The following is a 20,912-nucleotide window of genomic DNA, read 5'->3' as shown; positions in this document are numbered from 1 at the left end:
GCACATGAAACAGAAGCCCCTGCACACCGTTCTTACCGTCGCCATGCTGGCCGCCGGCGTCTTCGCGATACCGCAGGCGCATGCGAGCAAGGAGAAACCGGTGATCGGCTTCTCCATCGACGACCTTCGCGTCGAGCGCTGGACGCGCGACCGCGACTACTTCAAGGCCGCCGCCGAAGCCAAGGGGGCCACTGTCTCGGTGCAGTCCGCGGATGCCAACGAGCAAAAGCAGATCCAGCAGATCGAGAACCTGATCTCGCGCAAGGTCGACGTCATCGTCATCGTGCCGTTCAACGCGAAGACGTTGACCACGGTCGTCGCGGAAGCCAAGCGCGCCGGCATCAAGGTGATCTCGTACGATCGCCTGATCCTCAACGCCGACGTGGACGCGTACATCTCCTTCGACAACGACAAGGTCGGGCAGATGCAGGCGCAGGGCGTCGTGGATGCCGCGCCCAAGGGCAACTACTTCCTGCTCGGCGGCGCGCCGACCGACAACAACGCGAAGATCCTGCGCGAGGGCCAGATGAAGGTCCTGAAGCCGCTGGTCGACAAGGGCGACGTCAAGATCGTCGGCCAGCAATGGACGAACGAGTGGCTGGCGTCGAACGCGCAGTCGATCATCGAGAACGCGCTCACCGCGAACAAGAACAACATCCAGGGCATCGTGGCCTCCAACGACGGCACCGCCGGCGGCGCCGTCGCTGCGCTGAACGGCCAGAAGCTGGCCGGCAAGGTCGCGGTGTCGGGGCAGGACGCCGACCTCGCCGCCATCAAGCGCATCAAGGCCGGCACGCAGACAATGACGGTGTACAAGCCGATCAAGACGATCGCCACCGACGCCGCCAACCTCGCCGTGACGATGGCCAAGGGCGGCACGCCGTCGTTCACCTCGAAGATGAACAACGGGAAGAAGGACGTGGACACCATCCTTCTGCAGCCGACGGTGCTGACCAAGAAAAACGTCGACCTCGTGGTGAAGGACGGCTTCTACACGCAGGCGCAGGTCGGCCCCTGATTCCACGGCCATGAGCGATTACCTGTTCGAGATGCGCCGCATCGTCAAGGAGTTTTCCGGCGTGCGGGCGCTCAATGGCATCGACCTGGCCGTGCGGCCAGGCGAGTGCGTCGGCCTCTGCGGTGAGAACGGCGCGGGGAAATCCACCCTCATGAAGGTGCTGTCGGGCGTGTACCCGTACGGCACCTGGGAGGGCGAGATCCTGTTCGACGGCAAGCCGCTGAAGGCGGCCTCGGTGCGCGACAGCGAAGACGCCGGCATCGTCATCATCCATCAGGAACTGATGCTCGTACCGCAGTTGTCGGTCGCGGAGAACATCTTCCTCGGCAACGAGATCCGCCGCTTCGGCGGTCTGATGGACTACGACGCGATGTATGCGAAGGCGGAAGCGCTGCTTGCCCGCCTGAAGCTGAAGGACGTCAACGTGGCCGCCCCGGTGATGAACTACGGTGGCGGCTACCAGCAGTTGTTCGAGATTGCGAAGGCGCTGGCGAAGAACGCGCGCCTGCTCATCCTCGACGAACCGTCCTCGTCGCTTACCTCGTCGGAAACGGACACGTTGCTGTCGATCATCGAGGACCTGAAGCGCGATGGCGTGGCCTGCGTCTACATTTCGCACAAGCTCGACGAGGTGGCGCGCGTCTGCGACACGGTCACCGTCATCCGCGACGGCAAGCACATCCTCACGAAGCCCATGGCCGAGATGACGACGCACGCGATCATCACCGCCATGGTCGGCCGCGACATCGAGAACCTCTTCCCGAAGGTGGAGCATGCCATCGGCGAGGTGGTGTTCGAGGCGCGGCACGTCACCTGTTGGGACGTCGCCAATCCCAATCGCAAGCGGGTGGACGACATCTCCTTCCAGGTGCGCCGCGGCGAGATCCTCGGGATCGCCGGTCTTGTCGGCGCGGGCCGCACCGAGCTCGTCTCGGTCATCTTCGGCGCATACCCCGGGCGCTACCAGGCCGAGCTGCTGCTCGAGGGCAGGCCGATCAAGGTGCGCTCGCCCGAGCAGGCGATCAAGGCCGGGTTGTCGCTCGTCCCCGAGGACCGCAAGCGCCAGGGCATCGTGCCGCTGCTTGGCGTCGGCGACAACATCACGCTCGCGACGCTGTGGCATTACTCGCACGCGGGACAGATCGACCGGCAGGCGGAGCTGCAGACAGTGGAAGCCGAAATCCGGCGCCTGCGCGTCAAGACGGCGAGTCCCGAGCTGCCCATCGTCGGACTGTCCGGCGGCAACCAGCAGAAAGCCGTCCTGACGAAGATGCTGCTGCCCGACCCGAAGGTGCTCATCCTCGATGAGCCGACCCGCGGCGTGGACGTCGGTTCCAAGTACGACATCTACAAGCTGATGTTCGAACTGGCCGCGAGGGGCGTGGCGATCATCATGGTTTCCTCGGAGATGCCCGAGGTACTCGGCGTGAGCGACCGCGTGCTCGTCGTCGGCGAGGGCAAGCTGCGTGGCGACTTCCCCAGCCTCGGCCTCACCCAGGAGCAGGTGCTCGCCGCCGCCATCTCGCATGCCGCCGAAGGGCCCGCGCACGCGGCCTGACCCCGTTCCATCCGTTATCGCGCCATCAGGAAAGGCACCTATGCAGGCCCAGAAAGTCCAGCAACTGTTCGTCCGCTACAAGATCCTCGCGCTGCTCATCGCGGTCGCGATCATCTGGGTGTTCTTCCATGTGAAGACCGACGCGGCCTTCATCACGCCGGGCAACCTGTCGAACCTGTTCCGGCAGATGGCGATCACCGGCATGCTCGCGTGCGGGATGGTGTTCGTCATCATCGCCGGCGAGATCGACCTTTCCATTGGATCGTTGCTCGGCCTCCTGGGTGGCGTCGTCGCGATCCTCACCGTGAACGAAGGCTGGGGCACCTGGCCCGCCATCGGCGCCGTGCTCGTCCTCGGCCTCCTGCTCGGCGCCTTCAACGGCTTCATCGTCACGAAGATGCGCGTGCCGTCGTTCATCGTCGGCCTGGGCGGCATGCTCGCGTTCCGCGGCATCGTGCTCTACGTCACCGGCAGCTCGACGATCGCTCCCGCACCCGACGACCTCATCGCGCTCGGCCAGGGTTTCGTTCCCGTGGCGCTGTCGCGCTGGATCGGCGCCGTCATCTTCCTGGTGATGGTCGGCCTCACCGTGCGCCGTCGCGTGCGCCGTTCGAAGCTCGGTTTGCAGCAGGGCGCATTGTGGATCGATATCGCGCGACTGGCGGCGATCGGCGCGTTCATCGCGGGCTTCATCCGCATGCTCAACGACGCCAACGGCATCCCGATCCCGGTGATGATCCTGCTCGGACTGTTGGCTGCCTTCACGTATGTGTCGACGCAGACCGTGTTCGGCCGGCACATCTACGCCGTGGGCGGCAACATGGAAGCCACGCGCCTTTCGGGCGTGAACGTGGCGCGGGTGAAACTCGTGGTGTTTGCCCTGATGGGCCTGATGTGCGCGTTCGCGGGCATCATCACCGTGGCACGCACCGGCTCGGGATCGCCGTCGGCGGGCACGGGCGGCGAGCTCGACGCCATCTCGGCCTGCTTCATCGGCGGCACCTCCATGCGCGGCGGTTCCGGCACCGTCTACGGCGCGCTCATCGGCGCCCTGGTCATGGCCAGCCTGGACAGCGGCATGCAGCTGATGGACGTGGACAACTCCTGGCAGATGATCATCAAGGGCGTGATCCTGGTCCTGGCCGTTTGGGTGGATGTGCTATCGGGCTCGAACCGCAACGCGTGAGGACAGGAAGCGGCTCCGTGGGAGCCGGCGCCTAGGGCAGTTTCCTTGCCATCTCCAGATGATGCTTCAACGTCGGCAGGGTCTTCTTCGCGAAGGCCTTCAACGCGGGGCTGGACCCCTTCTCGATCTCCGTTTCGAAGATCGCCACCGCTTCTTCATGGTTGGCGACCATCATCTTCGCGTAGGCCTTGTCGAACTCGGCACCCTTCATGCGCGACAGCGCGTCGATGATCTTCTCGTCGTCGGGCTTCGCCGAGCGCACGAGGGCGTAGCCTTTGTCGCCGGATTTCAGCGTCTCGAGTTCTTCATTCACGCGCGTGTGGTCCTGGACCATCTGCTGCGCGAATTTCTTCACCTTCGCCGACGATGCTTGTTCCATCGCCAACTGACCGGCCTTGACCTCGGCGAGTCCTGACGCGCCCGCGTTCTTGAAAAACCCCGAATCGGTGGCGGTGCCTCCCTGGCTGTCCTTTTCCTGGGCCTGCGCGGCGAGGCCCAGCGTGGCGGCGAGGAAGGCGAAGGCGAGGGCAGGGCGGCGGGTCATGGCGCGGTCTCCAGTGTGGAAGCCCTAGGTGTCGCACCACGACGATGAAGTGCTCGTGACAGCATGCGATTCAAAAAAAACGGGCACCCGAAGGTGCCCGTTCGATTCGCGATGGTGCCCGGCTTACTTGCGGCCGATCTTCGCACCAAGGCCCGCGGCATCGCGCAGGATCTCGGCCTTGTCGGTCTTCTCCCAGGAGAACGCCGTGAACGTGTTGCCGTTCTTGTCGGTGATCTCGTAGGGCTTGCGGCCGAAGTGACCGTTGGAGGCGGTCGGCTGGTACATCGGGTGGACCAGGTCGAGCATCTTGATGATGCCGTACGGGCGCAGGTCGAAATGCTTGCGGATCAGCTTCTCGATCTTCTCGTCGGAGATCTTGCCGGTGCCGAAGGTCGTCACCGAGATCGAGGTGGGCTCGGCCACGCCGATGGCGTAGCTGACCTGGATCTCGCAACGGTCGGCCAGGCCGGCCGCGACGATGTTCTTGGCGACGTAGCGCGCGGCATAGGCTGCCGAGCGGTCGACCTTCGACGGATCCTTGCCCGAGAACGCACCACCGCCGTGACGGGCCCAGCCGCCGTACGTGTCGACGATGATCTTGCGGCCGGTCAGGCCGCAGTCGCCCACCGGGCCGCCGATGACGAACTTGCCGGTCGGATTGATGTGGAACTTGGTGCCCTTGTGCAGGAGCTTGGCCGGCAGCACGGGCTTGAGGATCAGCTCGCGCACGCCTTCGACGAGGTCCTTCTGCTTCACGTCCGGATCGTGCTGGGTGGAGAGCACGACGGCGTCGATGGCCACGGCCTCGCCGTTCTCGTAGCGCAGGGTGACCTGGCTCTTCGCGTCGGGGCGCAGCCACGGCAGCGGCGAGTTCTTCTTCTTGCGGACCTTGGTCTGCTGCTCGACGAGGCGATGGGCGTAGTGGATCGCCGCCGGCATGTACTCGCTGGTCTCGTTCGTGGCATAGCCGAACATGAGGCCCTGGTCGCCCGCGCCCTGTTCTTCCGGCTTCTTGCGGTCCACGCCCTGGTTGATGTCCGGAGACTGCTTGCCGATGAGGTTCAGCACGCCGCAGGTCTCGCCGTCGAAGCCGACCTCGGACGAGTCGTAGCCGATGTCCAGGATGACCTTGCGCGTCAGGGCCTCGAGGTCGATCCACGCGCTGGTGGTGATCTCGCCCGCGACGATGGCGACGCCGGTCTTCACCAGCGTCTCGCAGGCCACGCGAGCGCGCGGGTCCTGGGCCAGGATGGCGTCCAGAACGGCGTCCGAGATCTGGTCGGCGATTTTGTCCGGATGGCCTTCGGAGACCGACTCGGAGGTGAAGAGGTAGTTGCTCATCGGGGCGATATATCCTTCTTTACGGATAAAGAGATAAATGGGGCGCGCCATAATACACGCCCCCGGTCCGTTTTGCAGCGGAAAGGGTACCCGCCAGGGGTGACGATTGCATGGTGGTTCAGGGGCCTGGGCCCTCGCGGGACCCGCGGTCAGAAGCCCGCGATGGGATGCGGGCCGTAGGCCGCCTCGAGCTCGGCCGTCTCCGCCTCGCTCAACACGAGGTCGATCGCGGCCACCGCGTCGTCGAGGTGCTGGGGCTTCGAGGCCCCGACGATCGGCGCCGTGACGCCCTGGCGGTGCGCCACCCACGACAGGGCCACCTGCGCCCGCGGCACACCGCGACCCTCCGCGACCTTCTTCACCGCGGCCACGATCGCCCGGTCCGATTCCTCGGTCGCGTTGTACAGCGTGCCGCCGAACAGGTCGTTGTCCTGCCGCGCGCTGCGTTCTTCCCAGTCTCGTGTGAGACGGCCTCGCGCGAGCGGGCTCCACGGAAGGACGGCGATGCCCTGGTCGATGCAGAACGGGATCATCTCGCGCTCTTCCTCGCGCTGGAGCAGGTTGTAGTGGTCCTGCATGCTCACGAATTCGGTCCAGCCGTGCAGGCGCGAGGTGTACACCATCTTCGCGAACTGCCAGGCGTACATCGACGATGCACCGATGTAGCGCGCCTTGCCCGCCTTCACCACGTCATGCAGCGCCTCCATCGTTTCCTCGACGGGCGTCGTCGTATCGAAGCGGTGGATCTGCAGCAGGTCGATGTAGTCGGTGCCGAGGCGCCGCAGGCTGTCGTCCACGGAATGGAAGATGGCCTTGCGTGAGAGGCCACCGGTGTTCGGTGCGTCGCGCCAGCGGTAGAAGGTCTTCGTCGCCAGCACGACCTCGTCGCGCCTCGTAAAATCTTTCAGGGCCCGGCCCACGATTTCTTCCGACGTGCCGTCGGAATAGGCGTTGGCCGTGTCGAAGAAGTTGATGCCGAGATCCAGCGCCTTGCGGATGAAGGGCCGGCTTTGCTCCTCGTCGAGCGTCCAGGCGTGGTTGCCACGGCCGGGCACGCCGTACGTCATGCAACCTAGGACGAGGGGGGAGATGTCGAGGCCGGTGCGGCCCAATTTCACGTAGCGCATGGGGAACTCCGTTGGAAGTGCACGCTTGGCGGAATGGCGTAGACGTTACATATACCTGCCAGGGCTATCTTCAATGGTCTCGCACCTGCGGAGTAGCACCATGTCGTCCACCCGCGCATTCCTGCGGCCGCCACGCATCACCGGCATTGTCATCGCCATACTCGGGCTGGCCCTCGCTTTCGGGGGCGCCTGGCTTGCGATCCTCGGCGGCAGTTTCTACTACCTCGTGGCCGGGGTCGCTGTCTTGGTCACGGGTGTCCTCCTCGCCCGCGGCTCATCCGCCGCGCTGTGGCTCTACGCGATCGTGCTGCTCGGCACCGTCGCGTGGGCCGTGGCCGAAGTGGGCTTCATCGGGTGGCAGCTCGAACCGCGGCTTCTGCTGCCCGTGCTGCTCGCCATCTACCTGGCGATGCCCTGGGTCACGCGGCGCCTGCCGCCTGCGCGGGGTGGCGTCGTCGCGCTGCTGGTGGCGGCCTTGCTCGGCATCGGCGTGGGCGTCGCGGGGTTCATGCAGCCCGTCGGCACGCGCGGCGACATGGTCGTGCGCAACGACGCCGGCGGCCACGATGCATCGGTGCCGGACGACGACTGGCTGTTCTACGGGCGCACGCCCCGCGGCGACCGCTTCTCCCCGCTGGACCAGATCGACACCCGCAACGTGAAAGACCTCAAGCTGGCATGGAGCGCGCGCACCGGCGACACCATGCGTCCCGGCGAAGACAAGGGCGGCACCGACGCCGGCCACGAGTTCAACTTCGAGAACACCCCCATCAAGGTGGGCGACACGCTTTACGTGTGCACGGGCCATAGCTGGGTGGTGGCCTTCGATGCCGCCACGGGCCAGAAGAAATGGACGTTCGATCCCAAGGCGAACACGGAGCCGGACGTCTACCTCGCCTGTCGCGGCGTCGCCTATTACGAAGCGCCGCAGGGAACCCGGACGGACTGTCCGCGCCGCATCATCGCGCCCGTGCTGGACGCGCGGCTCATGGCGTTGAACGCCGACACCGGCAAACCCTGCGAGGACTTCGGCGAGCACGGCTTCGTGTCGCTCACGCAGTACCTCGGCCACGTGCCGGCGGGGTTCCACTTCGTCACGTCACCGCCGCTCGTGATCAAGGACCGCGTGATGCTCGGCGGCTGGGTCTATGACAACCAGGCGGAGGGCGAACCCTCGGGCGCCGTGCGCGCCTTCGATCCGATGTCGGGAAAACTCGTCTGGGCGTGGGATGTGGGGCACGACCCCGAGAACTGGACGCCGGGACCGGGCGAACAGCTGACACGCGGCACACCGAACGCGTGGGGCGTGTATACCGCCGATCCCGACCTGGGCATGGTCTACCTGCCCATGGGCAATGCCACGCCCGATTACTTCGGCGGACACCGCCGTGCGATCGACGAGAAGGTGTCGAGCTCCACCGTGGCGCTCGATATCGAGACCGGCGCACCGAAATGGGTCTTCCAGAACACGCATCACGACGTCTGGGACATGGACGTGCCGACCGGACCGTCGCTCGTCGACCTGCCGGACGGGCAGGGCGGCAGCGTCCCCGCGCTCGTGCAGACGACGAAGCGCGGCGAACTCTTCGTGCTCGATCGGCGCACGGGAAAACCGCTGACGGAAGTGCGCGAAAAGCCGGTGCCCCAAGGCGCCGTCCCTGGCGACTTCACCTCGCCCACGCAGCCGTACTCGGTGGGCATGCCCTCGCTGGCGCCGAAGGACCTGACCGAGCAATCCATGTGGGGCGCGACGCCGTTCGACCAGTTGATGTGCCGCATCGAGTTCCGCAGGGCCGTTTACAAGGGGCAGTTCACGCCACCGCAGCTGAAGGACACCATCGTGTATCCGGCCTTCGACGGCGTGATCGACTGGCATGGCGCCTCCATCGATCCGTACAACAAGCTGCTTATCGCGAACGCCAACTACATCCCGTTCATCATCAGCCTCGCGCCGCGCGAGCAGGCCGAGGCCAAGGGGCTGGTGAAACCGTGGGACGGGTCCGGCAATGAGCCGCCGGTCGGCGGCGGCCTCGCCCCGCAGTACGGCACGCCGTACGTGGGCAAGGTGCACCCGTGGCTGAATCCGATCGACGTGCCCTGCAACGCGCCGCCGTGGGGCACGCTCGCGGCCATCGACCTGGTGACGCACAAGCTGGTCTGGGAGCGGCCACTGGGCACCACCCGCGATACCGGGCCTTTCGGCACCCACTTCAATGCGCCGCTGCCGACAGGCATCTTCAATATCGGCGGCAACATGACCACGCGTGGCGGACTCGTCTTCATCGGGGCGACCGCGGACGATTACCTGCGCGCGATCGACGAGCGCACGGGCAAGGAACTGTGGAAGGCCCGGCTGCCGGCCGGCGGGCAAGCCAATCCAATGTCTTACGCGGTGAACGGCAAGCAGTACGTGGTCATCGCCGCGGGCGGTCACAGCGGTCTCGGCACGCGGTCCGGCGATTACGTGATGGCTTACGCATTGCCGTGACCGTCGACATGCCTCTTGAAAGGCGGCACCGCCGCCTACAGATGCCTCCCAACACCCACGAGACCCCACGCATGTTCCGCTGCAAGCACGATTTGACGCACCTCCCAACGATGGCCCCACGGGCGCGTCGCGGGTGCGCGCGCGCCGTGCGTGGAGGTGGTTCGCCTTAAGGCGATCCGCCCGTCTACTGGAACCTCAAGCACCCGCAAGGGTGCTTTTTTTTTGCCTTCAGGAGTGACAACCATGAGTACCGACCGAGCCTCCCGCATCCCCGTCGACCGTTGGCGCAACCTCGGCATCATCGCCCATGTCGATGCCGGCAAGACCACGCTCACCGAGCGCCTCCTCTACAAGACCGGCACGATCCATCGCACCGGTGAGGTGCACGATGGCGCGACGACGACGGACCACATGGAACTCGAGCGCGAGCGTGGCATCACGATCGGCGCCGCCGCCGTGCGTGCGAACTGGACGCCGGAAGGCGGCCAGGCGCACCGCCTGACCCTCATCGACACGCCGGGCCACATCGACTTCGCGATCGAGGTCGAGCGTTCGCTGCGCGTGCTCGATGGCGCCGTGACGGTCTTCTCCGGCGTCGCGGGCGTGCAGCCGCAATCGGAAACGGTTTGGCACCAGGCGCGCCGCCACGGCGTGCCGCTCATGGCGTTCGTCAACAAGATGGACCGACCGGGCGCCGATTTCGACGCCGTGGTCGCGCAGATGCGCGAGAAGCTCGGTGCGAACCCGTGGGTGGTCGCGCGACCTGTCATCGAGGGCGAACACATGACCGGTCTCGTCGACCTCGTCGCCGGGCGCACTTGGCGCTATGACGACGCCGGCACGCCCGAGTCGCATGCATGGGACGAGACCGAGCGGGCGACGTATGCCGGCGCACGGGCCGAACTCGTGGCCGCCGTCGCGGATCGCGACGAGGCGCTGGCGGACCTGTGGCTCAATGACCAGCCCATCGACGCGGCGACGCTCACGGCGGCGCTGCGCCGCGGCACGCTCGCGGGCCTCGGTTCGCCGGTGCTGCCCGGTTCGGCGTTCCGCAACGTCGGCATCGAGCCGTTGCTCGACGCCTTCGTGGCGTACCTGCCGTCGCCGCTCGATCGACCGGCCGTCGTTGCGCACACGGAGGACGGCGACACGATGCTGGCACCCGACGCGGAGGCACCGCTGGCCGCGCTCGTCTTCAAGGTGGTGAACCAGGCGCATGGCCCCCTGGCCTTCGTGCGCCTGTACGCCGGCCGCTTGAATGTCGGCGACGCCGTGTGGCGCAGCGGCACCGACCGTGTGCAGCGCGTCGGCCGCCTCGCCGTCGTCCGCGCGGAAGACACCGAGGCGGTGGAATCGGCGGAGGCGGGCGACATCGTCGCCATCGCCGGCTGGAAGGACGTCGCGACGGGCGAGACCCTTGCCGACGCCCACCGTCACGTCCGGCTGGAGACGATCCAGGCGCAGCCCGCCGTGTTGTCCTGGCGGCTGTCGCCCGAGCGCTCGGCTGACCTGCTCAAGCTCGGCAACGGCCTGGCGCGCCTCGCGCAGGAGGATCCGTCCTTCCGCGTCGGCACCGATCCGGACACCGGCGAGACCCTGGTCTGGGGCATGGGCGAACTGCACCTCGAGGTGATGGTGGAACGCCTGCGCCGCGAATGGGGTGTGCAGGTGCGTACGGGTTCCCCGCGCGTGGCCTACCAGGAAACCCCGGCGTCGCCGTCCGGCGCGGTGGAAGGGAAGCTCGCCAAGCAAACCGGCGGCAGCGGACAGTTCGCGCGCGTCGTGCTGTCGGTCACCCCGACCGGTGGCGATGGCAACACGTTCGAGGACCGCACCACCGGGGGCGTGATCCCCAAGGCCTTCCAAGGGGCCGTGGAGAAGGGCGCGCACTCGGCGCTGCTGGAAGGGCCGCGTGGTTATCCGGTGGTCGGTGCCTCGGTGGTCGTGCTGGACGGGCAGGCGCATGCCGTCGACTCGAACGAAGCGGCTTTCCATCGCGCGGCGCAGATGGCCGTGAAGGCCGCGCTCGAGGCGACGGGCACGGTGCTGCTCGAGCCGGTGATGCGCGTGTCGGTCAGTGCGCCGGGTACGGCGGTCGGCGACGTGCTTGGCGACCTCCAGCGGCGTGGCGGGCAGATCGTGAACCTCGTCGACCGGCAGGAGCGGACGGAGATCGACGCCGACGTTCCCCTGGCCCAACTGGACGGCTACAGCACGGCCTTGCGTTCCCTGAGCCAGGGCCGCGCTTCGGCGACGGTGGCCTTCCATGCCTATCGTCCGGTGGTGCAGGAGCCGTCGCGCCGTTCGGCATGAGGTGAAGGCGCTATCCGGCGGTGTGTCGGCACGTTACGCTGCGGCCATGACGTTGCGTGCCGACATGCCCCTCATCGTGGGCCTCGTCCTCGCCGGTGGCCGCTCCTCGCGCATGGGCGAAGACAAGGCCACGTTGCGGATCGCCGGACAGAGCCTGCTCGACCTTTCGGTTCGCGCCCTGCGGGACGTCGGGGCGGAACAGGTGGCGATCAGCGGCGACCGCGCCGGCGGCATCGCGGATCGCTGGCCGGGCACCGGCCCGGTCGGCGGTATCGCCAGTGCCATGCACGTGTTGCCCGACGGCGAATGGCTGGTGGTACCCGTGGATATGCCGCGCCTCGGCGTCGACGTGCTGGCGCCGCTGCTGGCGGAGCGTCGGGCGGCGACGGCGCACTGGCAGGGCCATCCCTTGCCCATGCGCCTGACCATGGGCCGTGCCGCGCGCGAAGCGCTGGCCGAACTCATGACCCGCCCTGGTCGCGCGTGTTCGATCGCGGCATTGCAGGAACGGCTTGGTGCCACCGCGCTACCGCTAGACGGTCTCGACACGCGCCGGCTGGTCAACTGCAATACTCCCGATGAATGGCGCGAGGCGAACGCATGAGGGTGCAGCTGGAAGACGACACGATCCGCGTGCGGATCGACGAGGACGAGCTGGACGAGTTGCTCCAGGATATCGCCTTGCTGGGTTCCACGGCGTTCGGCACGGCTTTCACCATGCGCTACGCGATCGACGCCACCGACAACGGTTGCACCTTGTCCGGCACGGCGCACGAGTGGCGCATGGAAGTGCCGCGCGAGGCGCTACGCGACCTGCAATCGCGCCTGCCGAGCAAGGACGGCCTCGTGTTCGACATTCCCGGTTATGACATCGTGGCGACGACCGTCCGCTTCGACGTGGACGTCAAGGACAGCCTGCGCCGCCGCCGCGGTTGATGTGGCTCGGCCCTAGGGATCGCGTATGCGCTCGGGCCGGCTGTAGAGGTTGAATCGGCCGGGGCGGGCGAAGCCCAGGAGGGTGACGCCGCAATCCGCGGCGAGGTGCACGGCGAGCGCCGTTGGCGCCGAGATGGCGACGACGATGGTCATGCCCGCCACGGCGGCCTTGGTCACCATTTCATAGCTGGCGCGGCTGGTGATGACGAGGAAGCCGTTGCGAGGGTCGGTGCCCGCGAGCAGCATCGCGCCGATGAGCTTGTCGAGGGCATTGTGCCGGCCGACGTCTTCGCGCACGTCGACGATCGTTCCATCCGGCAACGCCCAGCCCGCGGCATGCACCGAGCCGGTAAAGGCGTTGATGGGCTGCCTCGAGCGCAAGGCTTCGAGGGCCCGCTCGATGGCATCCGCGCCCACCGCCGGACCGGCCGCCACCGGCGCGGGATGGCGCACGACGTCCTCCAGCTCACGACTGCCGCATATGCCACAGCCGCTGCGGCCAGGGAGCTCGCGCGTACTCGTGCGCTGCGACGATAGTCCGGCGGCCGTGCGTACGTCGACGACGATGCCTTCCAGCACCTCGCGCACGTCGATGGCGACGATGTCTTCCACCGTGGCGACCTTGCCTTCGGTGAGCGCGAAGCCGCGCGAGAAATCGGCGAGGTCGGCAGGCGTCGCCATCATCACGGCGAACGGCTCGCCGTCGAAATGCATCGCGACCGGCACTTCCTCCGCCAGCCGGTCGTCGGCCTCGATGCGGCGCCCGCGTTCGTAACGGATCACCGGGCGCGTGGCGCAGCCCGGTGGGGGCTGCCGCTCAGGCGGCATGTTCCGCCTTCGGCGCGGCGGGACGGGAGGTTGGCGCGGCCGCGGCTTCGATGCGGACCGGCACCGACTTGTACGCCGGTGTCCCGGAACGCCGGTCGTGGCTTTCCAATGCGATGAGCGCGTTGCCCTCGGGGTAGTACATCGCCACCGATCCTTCCGCGATGTCGTAGGCGACGGCGATGAAATTGCGTACCGCGCGTTCCTTGCCATCGGCGGCGTTCACGCCGGTGGCGAACACGTCGATGCGGTCGCCATGCGCGAGCCCTCGCGCGGCGAGGTCCTTCGCGTGCATGAAGATCACATCGCGCCGTCCGCTCACGCCACGATAGCGATCGTTGAGGCCATAGATCGTGGTGTTGTACTGGTCGTGCGAGCGGATCGTCGTGAGGATCAACCCGTCGCGATCCAGCGGCGCATCTTCGTCGAGCCCGCTTGCGAGGAGGAAGTGCGCGCGCTTGTCCGGCGTGGCCCAGTCGCGTTCGCTGGCGGCGACGCGCAGCCGGAAACCACCCGGGACGCTGACGCGACGGTTGAAGTCGCGGAAGATCGGGAAGACCTTCTCGATATCGTCGCGGATGAGGTTGTAGTCGCCGACGAGGCGGTCCCAGTCGACGCGCGTGTGCGGCAGGGTCGCCTTCGCGATGCCGGCGACGATCCAGGGCTCCGAGCGCAGGTGCTCCGACGCCGGCGAGAGCGTTCCGGCCGAGGCGTGCACCATGGACATCGAGTCCTCCACCGTCACCGCCTGCGGGCCGGTGGCCTGCACGTCCAGTTCGGTGCGGCCGAGGCAGGGGAGGATGATCGACTCCTTCGCCAGGATCAGGTGCGAGCGGTTGAGCTTCGTCGCGACGTGCACCGCCAGGTCCAGCTTGCGCATCGCGTCGAACGTTTCCGCGGTGTCGGGCATGGCCACGGCGAGGTTGCCGCCCAGGGCGACCAACGCTTTCGAGCGGCCCTCGCGTATGGCGATCACCGCGGCGACGGCGTCATGCCCGTGCTCGGCCGGCGGCGCGAAGCCGTAAGTGCGGCGGATGCCCTCGTTGAGCTCGTCGTTCGGCTTTTCGGTGATGCCCACCGTGCGGTCGCCTTGCACGTTGCTGTGGCCGCGCAAGGGGCAAATACCCGCGCCCTGGCGGCCGATGTTGCCGCGGAGGAGGAGCAGGTTGGCGATCTGCTGGACGTTCTCGGTGCCGTGCGCGTGCTGGGTGATCCCCATGCCGTAACAGACGATGACGTTCTTCGCCTTCGCATAGATGTCCGCCGCGTCCTCGATCTCGGCGCGAGTCAGTCCCGAATGGCGTTCGATGGCGTCCCATGAGGTGCGCGCGAGGTCGTCGGCAAGGCCTTCGAATCCCGTTGTGTTGGCGGCGATGAACGCGCGATCGAGCACGCCGGGCATGCCGGCGGCCACCGCGCGTTCGTCCGCGGCCAGCAGCGACTTCATCATGCCCTTCATCACGGCGACGTCGCCGCCGATCTTCAGCTTGTAGTAGGTGGAGGCGATGCGCACCGACTTGCCCGTAAGCATCTCGACGGGGTGCTGCGGTGACGTGAAGCGTTCCAGGCCCCGTTCCGGCAGCGGGTTAAGCACCACGATGGGCACGCCGCGCAAGGACGCCTCGCGAAGCGTCGACAGCATGCGTGGGTGGTTGGTCCCCGGATTGTGCCCGATGCAGAAAATCGCGTCGCAATGGTCGAAGTCGTCCAGCGTCACGGTGCCCTTGCCCGAGCCGACCGACTGCGGCAGGCCGACGCTGGTGGCCTCGTGGCACATGTTGGAGCAGTCGGGGAAGTTGTTCGTGCCGTACTCGCGGACGAACAACTGGTAGAGGAAGGCCGCTTCGTTCGACGCACGGCCGGAGGTATAGAACTCGGCCATGTTCGGGTCGGGCAGGGCGCGCAGCGCCGCGCCGATGCGCTGGAACGCCTCGTCCCACGCGATCGCGCGATAGGTGTCCGTCGCGCGGTCGTACGCCATGGGATGGGTCAGCCGGCCCAACCCTTCGAGCGCGTAGTCGGTGAGGTTCCAGAGATCGGTGACGGTGTTGCTGGCGAAGAACTCGGGGCGTACACGCTTCGCGGTCGCTTCCCAGGAAACCGCCTTCGCGCCGTTCTCGCAGAACTCGAACGAGGAGGTCTCCTTCGGGTCCGGCCAGGCGCAGCCAGGGCAGTCGAAACCCTTCGGCTGGTTGACCTTGTGCAGGGCCATGGATTCGCGTGCGATGGCCATCTGGCCGCTGATGGCCTTGGCCACGGCGCCCAGGGCACCCCAGCCTCCCGCCGGGCCATCGTAGGGTTCGAAGCCTGGAACGGGTTTGTCGCTCATGGTCGTCGCTCGATAGTGAAGGTGCCCACCGTCCGATCATTCTACGCGGTGGTGCGCGGGGGCAATTGCACGAAGGTACGGTGCGCCCGCGTCCGTGCGGCGGTGCCGCAGCGGCGACCGCGATCGGCGCTGGTTCGGCGCATGCCGGAATTGTGCAATGCACAATAGTCATGGCGCGAGCGCAGGTATGCGTGGAATGCATACCTGATAGTTTCTCGATCGCGTTGTTCCGGGCGTGCGTCGCGCCGAGCATCGGGGCCGCTCCGTCGGCAGTTCGGCGGGTTCGGGGGTTCCGCCATGATGTTCCGTCGTTTCGCCATCGCCGTCTTCGCCACGCTCGCCGCCTCCGCTGCCATCGCGCAGACCGATGCGGTCGCCTCCGGCGACGACAAGGGTCCCGTGGATCGTTTGCGCGATGAGGGTGTGTCGCTGCGCTTCGTCTGGGCCAACGACTGGGCCGGCAGCGTACGCGGCGGCGAACGCCTCGGTGCGACAAATGGCGGTGGCGCCGTGGGCGGCGCGGATCTCGACATGGGCAAGCTTGCCGGCATCGACGGCGGCAAGATGCACATCACGTTCGCGCGTTATTACGGCCACAGCGTCGCGGCGGACGATATCGGCGTCGTCCAGAAGATCCAGGGCTATTGGTATCCGAAGCGGCAGTGGGAGCTGGCCCAGCTGAGTTGGGAGCAGCAGTTCTCGAGCAGCCACATCAATGTGCTGGCCGGGCGCATCAATGCCACGTGGCAGTTCGCGCGGTCGACGTATGGATGCCGTTTCGTCAGCGCACCCGATTGCCCCTACCAGCTCACCAATACGTCCGGCGGCTTCACGGGCTTTCCGTATGTGAACTGGGGCGCGCGCGTGAAGTACCAGCCCGATGCGCGCTACGTGTCGATCGGCGCGTTCGAGATCAATCCGGAGCGACGCAACAACAACGGCCTGGACTGGGGCCTCAACAACGCGACGGGCGTGTTGATTCCCGTGGAAGTGGGCTACGGCACGACGTTCGCCACCGACCCCTATCCGAGGCACCTCATGATCGGCGGCTGGTACAACTCGGCCCGGTTCACCGATCCCGAACTCAACACGCGCGGCCTGCACCGTGGGCTCGTCGGCGGCGCGGCACGCGATTACGAGGGAGGCCGTTACGGTCTTTACCTCCTTGCCGACCAGGTCGTCTGGAAGCCCGATCCGACCCGCAATACGCGCAACCTCGCGCTGTTCGGTTCGGTCACCGGCCCGCTGGACAACGCGGAGAACTACACCCTGCAATCGACGGTCGGCATGCTCTGGACCGGCCCGTTCGCCGCCCGTCCGACGGACTCACTCGGTTTCCAGGCCACGTTGTTCCGCTTCAGCCGCAAGGCCGTCGGCTTCGAAGACGACGTCATCCACAAGAACGGCGGCTCGAACGACCATTTTGATCGCAATGAGTGGATGACCGAACTGAACTACAGCTATAAGCTGCTCCCCGCGGTGAGCCTCGTCCCCAACCTGCAGTACATCGTGCACCCGGACGTCCTCGGCAATACGGCGGGCGCAAGGCGCGTGCCGGCCAATGCCATCGTCGTGGGCCTCCGCGTCATGGTGAACATGGGCGGGCCAGGCAGCCAGTGAAACGCGCGCGGCCCGGATCGGCACATAATCGGGCTATCCTGGCCGCCCGGCGCGTGACCCTTCCGTGGACCTGAAACACCTCCAGAGCTTCATTCGCATCGTCGAGTTCGGCAGCCTCACGCGGGCGGCCGCCACGCTCGACGTGTCGCAATCGTTGCTGAGCCGGCAGGTGCGCCAGCTCGAGATGGAACTCGGCACCCACCTGCTGGAGCGCAATGGTCGTGGCGTCGTCGCCACCGAGGCGGGACGCGAACTGGTGGAGCATGGCCGCGGCATCCTGCGCCAGGTGGAAGTGGCGCGCATGCAACTCGGCCAGGCGCGCGGCGTCGTCGGGGGCAAGCTGGCCATCGGTTTGCCGCCCAGCGTGGGCGGTCTCCTCACCGTCGACCTGGTCATGCGCTTCCGGGAGCGGTACCCGGCCGCCCAGATCAGCGTGGTGGAGGCGCTCAGCGCCAGCCTGCTCGAATGGTTGCAACTTGGCCGCCTCGACTGCGCGCTGCTGTACAACCCGGCGGTCAACGCCAATATGCGTTTCCGCCACGTGCACTCCGAGCAGCTGTACCTCATCGGCAGCGTCAAGGACGGCAGCGAGCTACCGGACAGCGTGCCGCTGGCGACGCTCGGGCAATACCCGCTGATCATTCCGTCGCCGCTGCATTCCGTGCGGCAACTCATCGAAGCGGACGCCGCGCGTTACGGCGTGTCGCTCGACATCCGCCTGGAAATCGACTCGGTCCGTTCGTTGCTCGACCTGGTGGAGCGGGGCGTCGGCTACGGCGTGCTCTCACGCAATGCGGTGCTGGCCCGGCGCGGCTCGCAGCACCTTCGCGCCGTGCCGATCGTGATGCCGAATATCGTGACCCGGCTCGTGGTGGCCACGCCGACGCAGCGTCCGATGAGCGCGATTACCGAGCGAGCGCTGGCGCTGGTGGACGAGCTGATCGCCGAAGGCAAGCTCGACCCGGCCGAGTAGCCGGGCGTTGTGCATTGCACCAAACGCAATTCTCACGACTGGTTATGACTATCGTGCATATCAGATAGGCGTCCGATCGCGTTGTTCGCGCTTCTCGGCGGGAAGACCATCTTTGCATTGATCTTCCGGTCGAGCGCCATGGCACACGAGATTTCCTGCTGGTACATGCGAGGCGGCACCTCCAAGGGGCCCTTCTTCCTGGCCCGCGACCTACCGGCGGACCAAGCCGTCCGTGACGCCGTGATCCTCTCGGTGATGGGCTCTCCCGACCCCCGACAGATCGACGGCCTTGGCGGCGCCAAAACGCTCACCAGCAAGGTCGGCATCCTCTCGATTCCCGACGACGGCGCGGCCGACCTCGATTTCCTGTTCGGTCAGGTCGGTATCGACAACGCCAGCGTGGACACGACGCCGAACTGCGGGAACATGCTGGCGGCCGCGTTGCCCGCGGCGATCGAGGCCGGGCTCCTCACGGGTGACGACGGCAGCACGACACGCCGGGTGCGCACGGTGAATACCGGCGTCGTGGCGGAGATCACGATCGAAACGCCATCGGGTCGGCCCGTCTACGACGGCGACGCGCGCATCGATGGCGTGCCGCGTCCGGCAGCGCCCGTGACCTGCGGCTTCCTCGACACCGAAGGTTCGCTCACCGGCAGCCTGCTTCCCACCGGCAACGCACGCGACACCGTCGACGGTGTCGAGATGACGCTGATCGACAACGGCATGCCGGTGATGATCATCGCGGCCGCCGCGCTCGGCGTGCGCGGTGACGAGCGGCCCGAGGAGCTCGAGGCCAACGTCGCGCTCAAGGCCCGCATCGAGGCCCTGCGCCTGCAGGCGGCGCCACTCATGAACCTCGGCGACGTCACCCACAAGCCGGTGCCCAAGATCACCCTCGTCTCGCCTGCGCGCGCCGGCGGAACCCTCGCCACGCGCACCTTCATTCCCCACGACGTGCACACCTCGATCGGCGTCCTCGGTGCCGTCACCGTTGCGACCGCGGCGGTCTTGCCGGGCTCCGTGGCGTTCGACGTCGCGACGCCGGGCGAGAGGGAGGTACGCACGCTGTCGATCGAGCATCCCACCGGCGAATTCAGCGTCGAGGTCGGCATGGAAGGCACGCGCGTGGTCCGCGCGGCCCTCCTGCGCACCGCTCGCTTGCTGATGCGCGGCACCGTTCCCGTCTCCCCCTCGATCTGGCGCGGCCCCGCCGCCTGATCCATCACCTGGAAATCGCCATGTCCGAACAGAAGACCGCGCTCGTCGTGAGCGCACACTCCGCCGATTTCGTCTGGCGCGCCGGCGGCGCCATCGCGCTGCACGTGGCCAAGGGCTGGCGCGTGCATATCGTCTGCCTGTCCTTCGGCGAGCGGGGCGAATCCGCGAAGCTGTGGCGCCAACCCGGCATGACGATGGAGAAGGTGAAGACGGATCGCCGCGCCGAAGCGCAGGAAGCCGCGGACATCCTCGGCGCCAGCGTGGAGTTCCTCGACATCGGCGACTACCCGATGCGCGCCGACCTCGACGTGGTGTTCCACCTCGCCAAGGTGTACCGCGAGTTGCGCCCGTCCTTCGTGCTCAGCCATTCGCTGAAAGACCCGTACAACTTCGACCACCCGCTCGCCACGCACGTCGCCCAGGAGGCGCGCGTCGTCGCCCAGGCACACGGCCACGAGCCGCAGGTTCCGGTGATCGGCGCGCCGCCGGTCTTCCTCTTCGAGCCGCACCAGCCGGAGCAGTGCGAGTGGAAGCCGGAGTTGTTCCTCGACATCACGCCGGTGTGGGAGAAGAAGCGGGCGGCCTTCGAGACCATGCGCGCCCAGGAGCACCTCTGGGAGTACTACACGCGGGTCGGGTTGCAGCGCGGCGCCCAGGCGACACGCAATTCGGACGCCAAGATCACCTATGCGGAAGCGTTCCAGCGCGTGTTCCCGCACGTGACGCAGGGGACCCTCGCGTGATCGGCGTCGTCGTCCGCAACCGCCCGGCGATCGGCGCCGAGCAGGCCAGCACGCTCGCCGCCCTCGGCGTGGCCACCGTGCACGAAGCCCAGGGCCGCGTCGGCTTGTTCCAGCCGCCGATCACCCCGATCCAGCGCGACCGCTCGATCGCCGGTTCCGCGGTGACCGTGCTGGCGCAGCCGGGCGACAACTGGATGCTGCACGTGGCCGTGGAGCAGTGCCGCCCGGGCGACGTGCTGGTGGTCGCCTGCACCACCGAGAACACGGACGGCATGTTTGGCGATCTCCTCGCCACGTCGCTGATGGCGCGCGGCGTCGCCGGCCTGGTCATCGACGCCGGCGTCCGCGACAGCGCGGAACTGCGTCGCATGGGCTTCCCGGTCTGGGCGCGCGCGGTGCACGCGCGCGGCACCGTCAAGGCCACGCTGGGTTCGGTCAACGTGCCCGTGGTCATCGGCGGCCAACGGGTGAGGGCTGGCGATGCCATCGTTGCCGACGACGACGGCGTGGTCGTCGTGCGGTACCCGACCGTGGATGCCGCGATCGCCGCGTCGCGGAAGCGCATGCTGAACGAAGAAGAGAAGCGCAAGCGCCTTGCGGCGGGAGAACTCGGCCTCGATATCTACGAGATGCGCCCGAAGCTCGCCGCCGCCGGCCTCCGTTACGTCGACGACCTTCCGAACGAGTGAT

General features: G+C 67.2%; 17 protein-coding genes. 12 read left to right on the top strand and 5 right to left on the bottom strand.

The genetic code is table 11. The annotated features are described in order from the left end of the window. Positions 1 to 4: 4 nt before the first annotated feature. The 3 genes from xylF to ACQKIE_RS13950 are packed head-to-tail and all read left to right on the top strand — an operon-like array spanning position 5 to position 3,762. A complete protein-coding gene (gene xylF / locus ACQKIE_RS13960; RefSeq protein WP_427460084.1) occupies positions 5 to 1,018 on the top strand; it encodes a D-xylose ABC transporter substrate-binding protein in 1,014 nt (337 codons plus the stop codon). A 10-nt stretch (positions 1,019 to 1,028) separates the two neighbouring features. After that, complete coding sequence (locus ACQKIE_RS13955) at positions 1,029 to 2,576, top strand: xylose ABC transporter ATP-binding protein (RefSeq protein ID WP_427460082.1); 1,548 nt, start codon at positions 1,029 to 1,031, stop codon at positions 2,574 to 2,576. Positions 2,577 to 2,616: 40 nt separating this feature from the next. Continuing rightward, the gene (locus tag ACQKIE_RS13950) at positions 2,617 to 3,762 is read left to right on the top strand and encodes a sugar ABC transporter permease (RefSeq protein WP_427460080.1); all 1,146 of its coding nucleotides are present in this window, start codon (positions 2,617 to 2,619) and stop codon (positions 3,760 to 3,762) included. 31 nt (positions 3,763 to 3,793) lie between these two features. Here ACQKIE_RS13950 and ACQKIE_RS13945 read toward each other — a convergent pair whose 3' ends face one another. The 3 genes from ACQKIE_RS13945 to ACQKIE_RS13935 form a co-directional block, all read right to left on the bottom strand. Further along, positions 3,794 to 4,306: a DUF4142 domain-containing protein gene (locus tag ACQKIE_RS13945; protein ID WP_427460078.1), complete on the bottom strand. Its 513-nt coding sequence runs from the start codon at positions 4,304 to 4,306 to the stop codon at positions 3,794 to 3,796. Between the two features lie 123 nt (positions 4,307 to 4,429). Next, positions 4,430 to 5,647: a methionine adenosyltransferase gene (gene metK / locus ACQKIE_RS13940; RefSeq protein WP_427460076.1), complete on the bottom strand. Its 1,218-nt coding sequence runs from the start codon at positions 5,645 to 5,647 to the stop codon at positions 4,430 to 4,432. A gap of 149 nt (positions 5,648 to 5,796) precedes the next feature. Next, positions 5,797 to 6,774, bottom strand: coding sequence for an aldo/keto reductase (locus ACQKIE_RS13935; RefSeq protein WP_427460074.1), 978 nt, complete (start codon positions 6,772 to 6,774; stop codon positions 5,797 to 5,799). Between the two features lie 100 nt (positions 6,775 to 6,874). Here ACQKIE_RS13935 and ACQKIE_RS13930 point away from each other — a divergent pair, with 100 nt between their 5' ends. The 4 genes from ACQKIE_RS13930 (at position 6,875) to ACQKIE_RS13915 (ending at position 12,511) form a co-directional block, all read left to right on the top strand. Further along, positions 6,875 to 9,262, top strand: a complete 2,388-nt coding sequence (locus ACQKIE_RS13930; RefSeq protein WP_427460072.1) for a membrane-bound PQQ-dependent dehydrogenase, glucose/quinate/shikimate family — start codon at positions 6,875 to 6,877, stop codon at positions 9,260 to 9,262. Positions 9,263 to 9,505: 243 nt separating this feature from the next. Continuing rightward, positions 9,506 to 11,575, top strand: coding sequence for an elongation factor G (gene fusA / locus ACQKIE_RS13925; protein ID WP_427460070.1), 2,070 nt, complete (start codon positions 9,506 to 9,508; stop codon positions 11,573 to 11,575). A gap of 46 nt (positions 11,576 to 11,621) precedes the next feature. Continuing rightward, entirely contained in the window at positions 11,622 to 12,179 is a 558-nt protein-coding gene (mobA, locus tag ACQKIE_RS13920; RefSeq protein WP_427460068.1) for a molybdenum cofactor guanylyltransferase, read from the top strand. Continuing rightward, positions 12,176 to 12,511, top strand: a complete 336-nt coding sequence (locus ACQKIE_RS13915; RefSeq protein WP_427460066.1) for a DUF7009 family protein — start codon at positions 12,176 to 12,178, stop codon at positions 12,509 to 12,511. The genes mobA and ACQKIE_RS13915 overlap by 4 nt, the downstream gene beginning before the upstream one ends. A 12-nt stretch (positions 12,512 to 12,523) precedes the next feature. On the opposite strand, the gene fdhD is transcribed toward ACQKIE_RS13915, so the two are convergent. Continuing rightward, positions 12,524 to 13,339: a formate dehydrogenase accessory sulfurtransferase FdhD gene (gene fdhD, locus ACQKIE_RS13910; protein ID WP_427460064.1), complete on the bottom strand. Its 816-nt coding sequence runs from the start codon at positions 13,337 to 13,339 to the stop codon at positions 12,524 to 12,526. Continuing rightward, positions 13,329 to 15,665, bottom strand: coding sequence for an FdhF/YdeP family oxidoreductase (locus tag ACQKIE_RS13905; protein ID WP_427460062.1), 2,337 nt, complete (start codon positions 15,663 to 15,665; stop codon positions 13,329 to 13,331). Before ACQKIE_RS13905 ends, fdhD begins: the two co-directional genes overlap by 11 nt. 297 nt (positions 15,666 to 15,962) lie before the next feature. Here ACQKIE_RS13905 and ACQKIE_RS13900 point away from each other — a divergent pair, with 297 nt between their 5' ends. From ACQKIE_RS13900 to ACQKIE_RS13880, 5 genes are all read left to right on the top strand, one after another. Further along, complete coding sequence (locus ACQKIE_RS13900; protein WP_427460060.1) at positions 15,963 to 17,285, top strand: carbohydrate porin; 1,323 nt, start codon at positions 15,963 to 15,965, stop codon at positions 17,283 to 17,285. 64 nt (positions 17,286 to 17,349) lie between these two features. Further along, complete coding sequence (locus ACQKIE_RS13895; RefSeq protein WP_427460058.1) at positions 17,350 to 18,258, top strand: LysR substrate-binding domain-containing protein; 909 nt, start codon at positions 17,350 to 17,352, stop codon at positions 18,256 to 18,258. Positions 18,259 to 18,396: 138 nt separating this feature from the next. After that, positions 18,397 to 19,479 carry a 4-oxalomesaconate tautomerase gene (locus ACQKIE_RS13890; protein WP_427460056.1) on the top strand — a complete coding sequence of 361 codons (1,083 nt, stop codon included), beginning with the start codon at positions 18,397 to 18,399 and terminating at the stop codon, positions 19,477 to 19,479. 20 nt (positions 19,480 to 19,499) lie between these two features. After that, positions 19,500 to 20,222, top strand: coding sequence for a PIG-L deacetylase family protein (locus tag ACQKIE_RS13885; protein ID WP_427460054.1), 723 nt, complete (start codon positions 19,500 to 19,502; stop codon positions 20,220 to 20,222). Further along, entirely contained in the window at positions 20,222 to 20,911 is a 690-nt protein-coding gene (locus ACQKIE_RS13880; protein ID WP_427460495.1) for a 4-carboxy-4-hydroxy-2-oxoadipate aldolase/oxaloacetate decarboxylase, read from the top strand. Before ACQKIE_RS13885 ends, ACQKIE_RS13880 begins: the two co-directional genes overlap by 1 nt. Position 20,912: the final 1 nt, after the last annotated feature.

Source organism: Luteibacter sp. NPDC031894 (genome assembly GCF_050273135.1).
In the GTDB taxonomy this organism is placed as follows: domain Bacteria; phylum Pseudomonadota; class Gammaproteobacteria; order Xanthomonadales; family Rhodanobacteraceae; genus Luteibacter.
The sequence above is the reverse complement of the archived record's forward strand: the minus strand, read 5'-3'. Positions and strand labels throughout refer to the sequence as shown.